The following is a 12901-nucleotide window of genomic DNA, read 5'->3' on the forward strand; positions in this document are numbered from 1 at the left end:
CGCTACCAGGCGTCGTAGTGCTGCAGGTAGGTCACGGAAAAGTCGCTGCCGGGAAACTCGATCTTCAGTTGCGGCAGGACCACGCCACCGCAGGAACGACAGGTGTTGTAGCGGGTGAAGACCTGTAGGGTGGCGATGTCCTTTTGCGCAAAGGTTTCCTTGATGATCGTGGCGATCAGGCGTTCCGAATCGACTCGCCGATCATGCTCGACCACATGCAGCCTGTCGCTGCTGCGTAGCACCGGCAGGTCGGTGAAGTCCGGGTCTGGCGCGCGGCCGTGCATCAGCGCGCCAGCGTCGATGTAGGTCACATTGCCCAGGCGTCTGCTGGTCTGCCCAGGCAGGTGGGGCTTGAGGTGCAGGTTCTTGTACTTTTGCCCGCCGGACAGCGCGTAGACCACATAGTGCTCACCGGCCCTGGTGCGGATCGCGGCATACGCCAGGTTGCTGCCCTTGAGCTGCTGGCCGATGACCTCGGCGCTGGCTGTGGCGTTGCTGAGGCTAGAGAAGTTCAGGTGCGGCCATGGCACCTTGCCGGCATGAACGGGAAACAGGTTGTTGAGGATGCCGGCGATGTGCAGGCGCTCGGCTGATGAGCGCCCGCCCACCTGTTGCCAGTCGGGAATGATGGACTTGGCTTCCTCGATCAGGTTGATCTGGCTGCTTTCCGAAGAAAGGATGTTTTCCGCAAAGTGCAGAAACCGGTTTTCTGCCTGGCTCGCGCTGCACCACTGCGCATAGCTCGCATAGTCCTTGCTGCCGGCCGAGTGCAGTACCCAGGTCTTAATGTCCGGGTCGTTCTTGTGCACGGCGACGTTGAACAGCAGCTTGGCAATGTTTTCCCGGTCCTTGAGGTTGTAAGGGCGTTCGGTGACAAAGCGGAACTGTTCGGACAGACGCAGGTATTCGTTGATTTCGCTGATATCGGTAACCGGAACGAAGGTAAGCCTGCCGGGGCCTTGCACGGCCTTGTAGAAATGCCCCGCGTCGACTTCGACATAGATGACGTTGCGGCCACCCGTCTCGTAGCGCACGCCGCGCAGGATGCGCTTGTCGGCAACGCCCGCGACGATACTGTCCAGTTCCACGGTCGGTATTTGCGGGTTGAGCAGTTTCGCCTTGTTTGCACTGGTGTCTGGCAACAAGCCGAACTTGCGTTTGTCCGACATGCGCCCGCTGATCTGCGGCAAGTAGCGTGGCTGCTCGGGCAGCCCTAGCACTGCGCGTTCCTCGGCGTTGAGCGGGATGATCTTCTTGTGGGGCGACAGGGTCGCGCGTCGGCGCCCCCTGGCGGGGATGATCTGGTAGTCCCATTTGCAGAACTTTTCCTCGTGAACGAACACGTCGAGGGTGCGCTCGGCGGTCTCTGCCGAGGCTGCGATCAGCCGCCGATCAAGATGGAACTCCCGGCATTCGAAGGCCAGGCCGGCCTCGCGGCCGAGGTTCAGCGAGCTGTCGACCGAAGGTAGACCCTCGATGGGGGTGCTGACCAGGCGGGTGAACGCGGAGCAGGGGTCAGGCTCGGTCAGCTCGCGTATCGGCCGGCAAAGCATGGTCTCTTCCTCGAGTGTCGACAGGTCGCCGACTGGCGCTTCGGACAACCGGGTCAGGCAACTGTCGCTGCGGGTGGTGTCTAGGCGATAGGTATGGCCATCGATACCGATGTCGTACACGCCCCGCCCCTTGTAGCGCAGGTGTACGACGCTCTCTGCCGGGAGCGCGATGCTGAGGGTGCCGCGGGGGGACAGCTCATAGGCGATATGGGCCGGGTAGCTGCCTGCGCCGAGCCAGTTGGCGTGGCTCAGTGCTGTAAGCGTCGAAGGTTCCGCAGGTGAAACGGGCACCAGCAGCGGGCCGAAAGGTTTGTTGCTGTGCGGGTCGAGTAACCGGTAGCTGGAACGTTCGGCCGTGGCCAGGTTGTGCACCAGCACATTCGCGGTTGCGTCGACGTTGGCCAGCGTCTGTAGCTCATGCAGGTCGAGCCAGTCATGCAATGCCGCCGGCGGTAGGCAGTATTTGCCATCGCCGGTCAGGCGCAGCAACGGGAGTTTGTGCAGCAGCCTGTTGAGCCAGGTGCCGCTGAGGTCTTTCAGCAGCGTCCAGGTATTGCGCGACAGCCAGAAGAAGCCGCGTGCCAGGTCCTTGAATATCATTGCCGGGCTCTGTCGGGCGAGGCCCAGAACCAGTTCGCCGAGGGCGCCGGTCATCGCGCTGCACGTGGCGCTAAAGGTCAGTTTGCCGGCTTTTTTGACAATGTTGAGGATGGAGCGGGCAAATACCCCGGTGGGAATCAGCACGGCCAGGGTGTCCACCACGCAGCCGGCAATCACGCCGACAGAGTGATCGCCGTCGGCCAGGTCGTTGATGCAGCCGTAAAGCGGCAGCAGTAGGCGGGCGATGAGGGTGCCGACCTGTTTGTCCTGGTTGTTCAGTTCTTCCCAGGTGGTGGGGTGGGTATGGGCTTGCCGAAGTGTTGTCAGCGGCGTCTCGTACAGGTGAGCGGCTGCAGCCTTTGCCAGCGTCAGCAGAAACGCGCGCTCATCCTGTTCGGCGCCATATACCTGCGTGGCGGCAGGTATCAGTGTGCCCTTGAGCGGGGTGTTGAACGGCTGGCGGCGCGAAGGGGTTCCTGTCAGGTAGGCATCGCTGTCGAAGGGGAGTAAGGGGGTCTGCCGCGCCCGGCGCTTGGCGTCCTCATACCGTTGCAGGCGTGCGATGGTTTCGCCGAGGTTACCGCTAAAGCCGCCAGTGGGCTCCACCCTGTAGTGGAACTGCTGCTGGCAAGGCCGGACGATGCCGGCGCCCGGGATGATCTCGAAGTAATGTTCGGAGGCCGCGTTGTGTTCGTCGAAGTCCTCTCGGTGGTCACCGCTCAGGCAGCGGAGGAGCAGGCCGTTGTCGCTGGTTTTGCTGGCAAAGGTCACCAGGTTGGCTTCGCAGGTGGCGGCATGCAGGCGGGCGCGATGGCGTGCCGGCAGTTCCTCGAGCAGGCGCCCGATGATGCGACTGTTGGTATGCAGCCAGCTGGCCTGGTAGGCGCGGAACGCGCTGTCGTAGAGCTCAGGCACCGTCGGCAATCCGGTCCGGTAGATGTCGCCCATGGTGACCAGTTGCAGCAGGTTCATGGTGATGGGCGGCGGGCTGGGCGAGCCATAGTCGCCGCTGCTGCCGGGGATTGACCGGACGAAGTCCCAGGCATAGCGTGAGGACTTCTCCAGGCCGCAGCGTTGCAGGTAGGCCCATGTCTCATGGCCGGTAATGCGCTTGTTCCAGTAGACCCGGTTAACGCCGGCCTGGCTCAGTTGTTCTTCGGCCAGACGCTGGCGATCCGGTACGCTCGCACTCAGTTGTTTGGCATCACTGGAGAATGCCTCCTGCTGCCGTTTGAGGAAGGCGAGCGCGGCCTCGATCTGTGTGCTGCTGGCGGTGTGCAGGTCGCGTTCGGCCACGCTGCCGATCGCGTCGTGCGCGATGGCGTAGCGCAGGGCCGGGATGATCAGCGTCTGGCTCCAAAGCCGGCGGATCTCCGGGTCCTGGCTGCTGCTCAGTGCTCGCGGCAAGGCAACCAGTTCATCAAACACGGCGTGGCAGGCCGCGCCCGGCAAAATGGCTTCGAGTAGCCTGGCGCCATGGATCAAGGCAACGCTTTGCAGGGAGCGGCCATAGTAGAGCCAGCCAGGCACCCGGTTGACCAGCAGCTCCGGAGCCATGTCGCGCAGCAGCAGGTATTCGAGCAGGCGGGCGGCGGCGGGCGAAATGCCCGGGTTGCGCTCGACGATTTCCCGGTCGATCTGCTCCAGCAGTTCCTGGTGGCTGAGTTCGGTCGCCCAGCGGTCGCGAAAGTCCCGTGCGATCGAACGCGCCGAGCGCTGCCAGGGGCCGAGAAAGCGCTCGCTGATCGCTCGTGCGGCCAGCGCCTGGGTGGCGCGCGGGGAGGTGGCCTGGTCATGATCGCCAGCGTACCAGCCAACCTTGCGCAGCAAGGGCTGGAACAGCGGGACGAAATGGCAGGACTGCATCATCGCTTGCCAGGCCTCATGAGCCGGGACGCGCAGTTGCTGGTTGCCGCTGCTGGTTTCGCAGAGCAGCGTCAGGCCGATCGCGCCGAACAGGTCGTCGGGCGAGGTGTACGGGCACCACTCGGCAAATGCCGGGAGCTGCTCGCACAGCCTTTGGGCACTCGATAACGGTTCGAGGGGTGGGGCGCTCTGTTGCGCTGTATTTGTCAGCAGCAGCGAACCCAGCCGCAGGCAGCACTGGCTGCTCAGTTGCGGGTGCCGCCGGATCAACTGGGTGGCGAAGGAGAAGGCTTGTACTTCAGGCGCCTGGGCGGCCATGTGCAGGGCCAGTGCCAGCCAGGGCTCGTCGTTGGCGCCCAGGGTGGCGAGGGCAAGCCGGGTGAACAACTGGCGGCAGGTGGTCGCGTCCAGGGAGGGGCTCCACTCGATCTGCCGCGCTTGCCCGACCGGCTCATTGCCGAGGCTGGCCAGGATCAACTGGTGGATGAACTGCTGGGTCGCTTCGGCGGGCAATTGCCGGGCCAGCGAATCGGCCAGCGGTCTGTCGCGATAGTCGGCTGCGCTGGGCAGCAGGCGTTCGATCACGCTTGCCAGTGCGGCCAGTGCGTTCTGTGGTGGGTTCGGTTCGCAGCGGCTCAGTCCGTGCTGCAAGGCGCCGATGGGGCAGTGTGTCAGCCACTCTGCAGCGGCCTCCCAGTGCAGGCCGTGCTTGAATTGCAACATCCACATCTGCAGGTCTTCGGGAACCGGTTCAAGCAAGCTGCCCAGTTCGGAGAATTCACCTGTACCAAGCCGCGAGGCTTGATTGCTTAGGGGGGACGTCCGGTAGAGCAAGTCTTCAAGCTGGAGCCGGGCTTCAGGCGAGGTGATCGGCGCATCGTCGATCCAGGCCAGGCGGGCAAAAAACGCATGTACCAGGCGCGGTTCGATAGCCTGCGGAGCAACTTCCAGTAGCTCGGCAATCAATTCATGGGTGGCGCGACTGCAATACAGGTCGAGCAGTTTGCGCGACGGTACATCGGCGTTGCCAGGGAACGTGATATCGTCGCCGAGCAAGTACCGAAGTGTCAGGCGTGCTGCCTGGAAATATAGATACGCTGAGGCAGGGGCGCTGGCAGGTATGTCCGGAGTCGCAGGAATAGTGTGATCGAGTGTGTTGTCAGACTCGGCACTTATCGACACGGCAATTAACACTTGAGCAAGGAACGTTTCATCGCTCAGTTGCATTAAGCGGGTATGCAGAAGCGTGGGTTTTGAAGGGGACATTCGCCTGGGCTCGTGCTGCGGGAGAGCGGGCGAGTATTACGAGCGGGGCGTGGTCGCAGGCGCTAGATATTTACGCCGCGCTTCGTGCGGACGGGCAGGAAGCGCAGGCCTTGAGGGATCAGCCGTTAGAGCAGCCGTTGCCCATGACGCGGTATTCGAGGATGTGTTTCTGGCCCTGCGAATCTTCGTAGGTCATGCGGGCCGGAACCACTTCGCAGACATTCGGGATTTCGCTCATGGAAATGACTTTGGCGATATCCAGATGTTGCGAGTAACTGTACTGTTCAACCGGAATCTGCTCGGCCGACGTATTTGCAACTTCATCGGCCAGGGCCGAAGCGCAAACAGTACCGAGTACCAATGCCAGTAAAGCTTTCATCTTTAATTTACCTGTCTAAGGTCGTAAGGGGCACGCAGTGCTTATGACGCTGCGTGTAAATCACGGTGTCGTTGGTGTGTGCACGCTATTAACAACTAATTGCCTTCGTGGGGGCTGTTGCGGAAGTTGATCGCGTTGCCGTTGCTGGCGAGGTGAATTTTAGGCAGCCGGGTCCGGCTGAAACAGAGTGGGTTTTGATAAACACTGTTGGCAGAAACTGTAACAATCGTGGTTTTTGCCCGGGGGGAAATTAATTTTTCTGCCGATTCCGATCTGAGACGCCCGTCCTAGAGCTGGTGTTCTAGAGGGGTGGGCGAAAAGTCGCAGCTGTTACTACCAACGTCGAATGGTCTTTATCGCTCTGGTACAGTTAAAACGAGGTCATACAAAAACAACTATTACACCGAGGTAACAAAGATGAGTGCGGCTCCCCTGTATCCCGTTCGTCCCGAGGTTGCGGCCACCACGCTGACTGACGAGGCGACCTACAAGGCCATGTACCAGCAGTCGGTGATCAACCCGGACGGCTTCTGGCGCGAGCAAGCGCAGCGCCTCGACTGGATCAAGCCCTTCACCAAGGTCAAACAGACCTCCTTCGACGATCACCATGTCGATATCAAGTGGTTTGCCGACGGCACTCTGAACGTTTCCTACAACTGCCTGGACCGTCACCTGGCCGAGCGTGGCGATCAACTGGCAATCATCTGGGAAGGCGACGACCCTTCCGAGCACCGCAACATTACCTACCGCGAGCTGCACGAGCAGGTCTGCAAATTCGCTAACGCCTTGCGTGGTCAGGATGTGCACCGCGGTGACGTGGTCACCATCTACATGCCGATGATCCCCGAGGCTGTGGTGGCGATGTTGGCCTGTGCCCGCATCGGTGCGATCCACTCGGTGGTATTCGGTGGCTTCTCGCCGGAAGCCCTGGCCGGGCGCATCATCGACTGCAAGTCGAAAATCGTCATTACCGCCGACGAAGGCCTGCGTGGCGGTCGCCGCACTGCCCTGAAAGCCAATGTCGACCTGGCGCTGACCAACCCGGAAACCAGCAGCGTGCAGAAGATCATCGTCTGCAAGCGCACCGGTGGCGACATCGCCTGGCACCAGCACCGCGACATCTGGTACGAAGACCTGATGAAGGTTGCTTCCAGCCATTGCGCGCCCAAAGAGATGGGCGCCGAAGAAGCGCTGTTCATCCTCTACACTTCCGGTTCCACCGGTAAGCCGAAGGGGGTGCTGCACACCACCGGCGGTTACTTGGTGTATGCCGCGCTGACCCATGAGCGGGTGTTCGACTACCGTCCGGGCGAAGTCTACTGGTGCACCGCCGATGTCGGCTGGGTGACCGGCCACAGTTATATTGTCTACGGCCCGCTGGCTAATGGCGCGACCACGCTGTTGTTCGAAGGCGTGCCGAACTACCCGGACATCACCCGCGTGTCGAAGATCGTCGACAAGCACAAGGTCAATATCCTCTACACCGCGCCGACCGCGATCCGCGCGATGATGGCCGAAGGGCAGGCGGCGGTTGCCGGTGCCGACGGTTCAAGTCTGCGTCTGCTCGGCTCGGTGGGTGAGCCGATCAACCCGGAAGCCTGGAACTGGTACTACAAGACTGTCGGCAAGGAGCGTTGCCCGATTGTCGACACCTGGTGGCAGACCGAAACCGGTGGTGTGCTGATCAGCCCGCTGCCAGGCGCGACCGCGCTCAAGCCTGGCTCGGCGACCCGGCCGTTCTTCGGTGTGGTGCCGGCGCTGGTGGATAACCTCGGCAACCTGATCGACGGTGCGGCCGAAGGTAACCTGGTGATCCTCGATTCGTGGCCGGGCCAGTCGCGTTCGCTGTTTGGCGATCACGACCGCTTCGTCGATACCTACTTCAAGACCTTCCGTGGCATGTACTTCACCGGCGACGGTGCCCGTCGCGACGAGGACGGCTACTACTGGATCACCGGCCGGGTCGACGACGTGCTCAACGTGTCGGGCCACCGTATGGGCACTGCCGAGATCGAGAGCGCGATGGTTGCCCACCCGAAAGTCGCCGAGGCGGCGGTAGTGGGTGTGCCGCACGACATCAAGGGGCAGGGCATCTATGTCTACGTGACCCTCAATGGTGGCGAGGAGCCGAGCGAGGCGCTGCGCCTGGAGCTGAAGAACTGGGTGCGCAAGGAGATCGGTCCGATTGCTTCGCCGGATGTCATTCAGTGGGCCCCGGGGCTGCCGAAGACCCGTTCGGGCAAGATCATGCGGCGCATCCTGCGCAAGATCGCGACCGCCGAGTACGACGGCCTGGGCGATATCTCGACGCTGGCGGATCCAGGGGTGGTGCAACACCTGATCGACACGCACAAGGATATGGAGAAGGCGTCGGCCTAAAAAAAGCATCGCGGGACGACTCGTCCCGCCATTGCGTTCAATGCCAAGGCCCCGCCTGACCCCGTCAGCGGGGCCTTGGGCGTTTTGTTACCCGACATTCATCGGTAACCCTTTTCCGGCTAAAAACGGGGCAAAGGGAAACGCTGTCGCCCATTTTTAGGGCAGATCCCACAGCAATTTTAACCTGCTTAAACGCTGCGCTTGCCGGATCATAAGGCTTTGCCAATAATAGGCCCGGTTATTGCTTCACTGATAGGTTATTTGTCTGTCGCTTTTGCATATCTTGCGAAAGCTGTCAATATCTCCGGGCTGTACTTCCTGCGCTTCTGTAACTAGTTGTCGCATTGAAGAAATATCGGCTTCGGAGCTGTCGCTAAAATGCCGATCACTCGCTCGTGGCGTACCGACCTTCTCGGGGCCGCGCAGTTCGCGTTGTACCCATTCGCATATCGGGCAGTCGTCCTGCCTCGTATTGCCCTTTACCGATGGAGTTCCCAGATGAAGAAACTCGCACTGCTTGGCGCACTGGCGCTGTCCGTGTTTTCCCTGGCTTCGCTGGCTGATGAGAAACCGCTGAAAATCGGGATCGAGGCTGCCTACCCACCGTTCGCCTCGAAAGCCCCGGACGGCAGTATCGTCGGTTTCGACTACGACATCGGCAACGCCCTGTGCGAAGAGATGAAGGTCAAGTGCACCTGGGTCGAGCAAGAGTTCGACGGCCTGATCCCGGCGCTGAAAGTGCGCAAGATCGACGCCATCCTGTCGTCCATGTCGATCACCGACGACCGCAAGAAGTCGGTCGACTTCACGGGCAAGTACTACCTGACCCCAGCGCGCCTGGTGATGAAGGAAGGCACCGCCGTCAGCGACAGCCTGGCTGAACTCAAAGGCAAGAAGATCGGCGTGCAGCGTGGTTCGATCCACGACCGCTTCGCCAAGGAAGTGCTGGCCCCGCAAGGCGCCACTATCGTTCCTTACGGCACCCAGAACGAAATCTACCTGGACGTCGCTGCTGGTCGCCTGGATGGCACCGTTGCCGATGCTACCCTTCTGGAAGACGGTTTCCTGAAAACCGATGCCGGCAAAGGCTACGCCTTCGTCGGCCCGTCGTTCACCGACGTGAAATACTTCGGCGACGGCGTCGGTATCGCCGTACGTAAAGGCGACAAGGAAAACCTGGACCGCATCAACGCGGCCATCGCGGCCATCCGCGCCAATGGCAAGTACAAGGCGATCCAGGACAAGTACTTCAACTTCGACATCTACGGCCCAGAAGCCAAGTAAATCGTCGTCGTTTCACCTGTAAATGGTGCAAGCAGCAGAGACTCTGAGGTTTGCACCATTTTTTCATCCCTAAGGTCGAGGACCTCAACATGTTGAAAGGCTACGGGGCAGTCATCCTCGATGGAGCGTGGCTGACGCTACAGCTCGCCTTGTCGTCCATGGCCCTGGCCATCGTACTCGGCCTGATCGGTGTGGCCCTGCGCCTGTCGCCAGTGCGCTGGCTGGCCTGGCTGGGCGACCTGTACTCCACGGTGATCCGCGGGATACCCGACCTGGTGCTGATCCTGCTGATCTTCTACGGCGGTCAGGATCTGCTCAATCGCATCGCACCGCTACTCGGCTACGATGACTACATCGACCTCAATCCGCTGATGGCGGGTATCGGTACCCTGGGCTTCATTTTCGGTGCCTACCTGTCGGAAACCTTCCGCGGCGCGTTCATGGCCATTCCCAAGGGGCAGGCCGAAGCTGGCATGGCCTATGGCATGAGCAGCCTGCAGATCTTCTTCCGGGTGTTGGTGCCGCAGATGATTCGCCTGGCGATTCCCGGCTTCACCAACAACTGGCTGGTCCTGACCAAGGCTACGGCACTGATTTCGGTGGTCGGCCTGCAGGACATGATGTTCAAGGCCAAGCAGGCGGCCGATGCCACCCGCGAGCCCTTCACCTTCTTCCTGGCGGTGGCGGCGATGTACCTGGTGATCACCAGCGTCTCGCTGCTGGCCCTGCGTTACCTCGAGAAGCGCTATTCGGTTGGCGTAAAGGCGGCTGATCTATGATTTTCGATTACAACGTCATCTGGGAGGCCATGCCGCTGTACCTCGGTGGCCTGCTGACCACCCTCAAGCTGCTGGCGCTGTCGTTGCTGTTCGGTCTGCTGGCGGCCATCCCGCTGGGCCTGATGCGCGTGTCCAAGCAGCCGCTGGTGAACATGACCGCCTGGCTCTACACCTATGTGATCCGCGGCACGCCGATGCTGGTGCAACTGTTCCTGATTTACTACGGCCTGGCCCAGTTCCAGGCGGTGCGCGAAAGCTTCCTCTGGCCGTGGCTGTCCAGTGCCACCTTCTGTGCGTGCCTGGCGTTTGCCATCAACACCAGCGCCTATACCGCGGAAATCATCGCCGGCAGCCTGAAGGCCACGCCACATGGCGAGATCGAGGCGGCCAAGGCGGTCGGTATGTCGCGCTTCCAGATGTACCGTCGCATCCTGCTGCCGTCGGCCCTGCGCCGGGCGCTGCCGCAGTACAGCAACGAAGTGATCATGATGCTGCAAACCACCAGCCTGGCGTCGATCGTGACCCTGATCGACATCACCGGTGCCGCGCGAACCGTCAACGCCCAGTACTACCTGCCGTTCGAAGCCTACATCACCGCCGGCGTGTTCTATCTGTGCCTGACCTTCATCCTGGTCCGCCTGTTCAAGCTTGCCGAACGCCGCTGGCTCGGCTACCTGGCGCCGCGCAAGGGCTGAGGCCTGCGGCAAATTTTTAGGCCCTGGGCGCGAGCTCAAGACTGAACGCTTTGTGAGAACCGACAGCATGTACAAACTCGAAGTCCAAGACCTGCATAAACGCTATGGCAGTCACGAAGTGCTCAAGGGTGTGTCCCTGGCGGCGAAGGCGGGCGATGTGATCAGCATCATCGGCTCCAGCGGTTCGGGCAAAAGTACCTTCCTGCGTTGCATCAACCTGCTCGAGCAGCCGCACGCCGGCAAGATCCTGCTGAACAACGAAGAGCTCAAGCTGGTGGCGAACAAGGACGGCGCGCTGAAAGCCGCCGATCCGAAGCAGTTGCAGCGCATGCGTTCGCGTCTGTCGATGGTGTTCCAGCACTTCAATCTGTGGTCGCACATGACGGCGCTGGAAAACATCATCGAAGCGCCGGTTCACGTGCTCGGCATGAGCAAGAAAGACGCCCTGGAAAAAGCCGAGCACTACCTGAACAAGGTCGGTGTGGCGCACCGCAAGGACGCCTACCCTGGGCATATGTCCGGTGGCGAGCAGCAGCGCGTGGCGATTGCCCGGGCGCTGGCCATGGAGCCGGAAGTGATGCTGTTCGACGAGCCGACCTCGGCGCTCGACCCGGAACTGGTGGGTGACGTGCTCAAGGTCATGCAGTCGCTGGCTCAGGAAGGCCGCACCATGGTCGTGGTCACCCACGAAATGGGCTTTGCCCGTGAAGTGTCGAACCAGCTGGTGTTCCTGCACAAGGGCCTGGTGGAAGAGAGTGGCAACCCGCGCGAAGTGCTGGTCAACCCGCAGTCCGAGCGTTTGCAGCAGTTCCTCTCTGGTAGCTTGAAGTAACCTGCCGTGTTACACATCGAGGCTGCCGCTTTGCACCAGAATAGGGCATGCTGCGCCTCGATCGACGTTCCACCTCCAGCCACACCTCAGGTTTCGGACCTTACCTCATGACCACCCAGCGAATCGGTTTTCTCATCTGGCCCAGCACCAAAGCCCTGACCCTGGCGCTGGCTGAAGAGGTCTTGCGGGTGGCGCAGAAGGTTCACCCGGACGTGGTCTACGAACTGCAGTTTCTGCATGCCGAGCCGCTTGCCGAGGGTGCCTGGCGACTCCCTGGCGAGGCCTGGAATGGCAAGCTCGAAGGTTTCCAGAAGCTGTTCCTGATGGCCGACGAGCCACCGCAGGCGGTGGGTGCCGCGCTGGGTAGCGCGCTCAAGCAGCTGGTGCGTGCCGGTTGTGTGGTGGGTGGGTTGTCGGCGGGGGTGTATCCGTTGGCGCAGCTGGGCTTGCTCGATGGCTATCGGGCGGCGGTGCACTGGCGCTGGCAGGACGATTTCGCCGAGCGTTTTCCCAAGGTCATTGCCACCAGTCACCTGTTCGACTGGGACCGCGATCGGCTGACCGCCTGTGGTGGCCTGTCGGTGCTCGATCTGCTGCTGGCGGTGCTGGCCCGCGATCATGGTGCGGAGCTGGCGGGGGCGGTGTCGGAAGAATTGGTGGTGGAGCGGATTCGCGAAGGTGGTGAGCGTCAGCGCATTCCGCTGCAGAACCGGCTGGGCTCGAGTCATCCGAAGCTGACCCAGGCGGTACTGTTGATGGAGGCCAATATCGAAGAGCCGTTGACCACCGACGAGATCGCCCAGCATGTGTGCGTGTCGCGTCGGCAGTTGGAGCGGATCTTCAAGCAGTACCTCAACCGCGTACCGAGCCAGTACTACCTGGAGTTGCGCTTGAACAAGGCGCGGCAAATGCTGATGCAGACCAGCAAATCGATCATCCAGATCGGCTTGTCGTGCGGGTTCTCGTCGGGGCCGCACTTCTCCAGTGCGTACCGCAACTTCTTCGGCGCCACGCCGCGCGAAGACCGCAACCAGCGCCGCAGCAGCAGCCCGTTCGAACTGTCCTCGGTGCCTGCCGAGCGCGGTTGAAAGTTGTCTGCTGGCTCCTGTTCTTGTAGGCGCTGGCTTGCCTGCGATCGAGTCGGGCCGCGTTCGGACGCAGCGCTCGTAAATCCTGAGTCTGCAATTTTTCTGGCGCACCGCGCGCGCTGTGTCCGCTGCCGCTTCGCGACAGTTCGCAGGCAAGCCAGCGGCTACAGTTATGTGCGC

Annotated in this window: 8 protein-coding genes; 6 read left to right on the forward strand and 2 right to left on the reverse strand. The window is 61.5% G+C overall.

Going from position 1 to position 12901, the window contains the following annotated elements:
- Positions 1-2 precede the first annotated feature (2 nt).
- Together DCO48_RS09345 and DCO48_RS09350 are read right to left on the reverse strand one after the other, a co-directional pair.
- Positions 3-5075, reverse strand: a complete 5073-nt coding sequence (locus DCO48_RS09345) for a deaminase domain-containing protein (RefSeq protein ID WP_165840756.1) — start codon at positions 5073-5075, stop codon at positions 3-5.
- A 328-nt stretch (positions 5076-5403) separates the two neighbouring features.
- A complete protein-coding gene (locus tag DCO48_RS09350; RefSeq protein ID WP_116550323.1) occupies positions 5404-5664 on the reverse strand; it encodes a DUF2790 domain-containing protein in 261 nt (86 codons plus the stop codon).
- A gap of 417 nt (positions 5665-6081) precedes the next feature.
- On the opposite strand from DCO48_RS09350, the gene acs reads away from it, so the two are divergent.
- The 6 genes from acs (at position 6082) to argR (ending at position 12721) form a co-directional block, all read left to right on the forward strand.
- Positions 6082-8043: an acetate--CoA ligase gene (gene acs / locus DCO48_RS09355; RefSeq protein WP_116550324.1), complete on the forward strand. Its 1962-nt coding sequence runs from the start codon at positions 6082-6084 to the stop codon at positions 8041-8043.
- 498 nt (positions 8044-8541) lie between these two features.
- The gene (locus DCO48_RS09360; RefSeq protein ID WP_116550325.1) at positions 8542-9327 is read left to right on the forward strand and encodes an ABC transporter substrate-binding protein; all 786 of its coding nucleotides are present in this window, start codon (positions 8542-8544) and stop codon (positions 9325-9327) included.
- Positions 9328-9416: 89 nt separating this feature from the next.
- Positions 9417-10106: an ABC transporter permease gene (locus DCO48_RS09365; RefSeq protein WP_116550326.1), complete on the forward strand. Its 690-nt coding sequence runs from the start codon at positions 9417-9419 to the stop codon at positions 10104-10106.
- Positions 10103-10801 (forward strand): ABC transporter permease, encoded by a 699-nt coding sequence (locus DCO48_RS09370; protein ID WP_116550327.1) that lies wholly within the window; start codon positions 10103-10105, stop codon positions 10799-10801. The genes DCO48_RS09365 and DCO48_RS09370 overlap by 4 nt, the downstream gene beginning before the upstream one ends.
- Before the next feature lie 67 nt (positions 10802-10868).
- Positions 10869-11633, forward strand: coding sequence for an ABC transporter ATP-binding protein (locus DCO48_RS09375; RefSeq protein WP_116550328.1), 765 nt, complete (start codon positions 10869-10871; stop codon positions 11631-11633).
- Positions 11634-11740: 107 nt separating this feature from the next.
- The gene (gene argR / locus DCO48_RS09380) at positions 11741-12721 is read left to right on the forward strand and encodes a transcriptional regulator ArgR (RefSeq protein WP_116550329.1); all 981 of its coding nucleotides are present in this window, start codon (positions 11741-11743) and stop codon (positions 12719-12721) included.
- The last annotated feature ends 180 nt before the right edge of the window (positions 12722-12901 follow it).

The sequence above is a fragment of the Pseudomonas sp. SDI genome, from assembly GCF_003105155.1.
Classification (GTDB): domain Bacteria; phylum Pseudomonadota; class Gammaproteobacteria; order Pseudomonadales; family Pseudomonadaceae; genus Aquipseudomonas.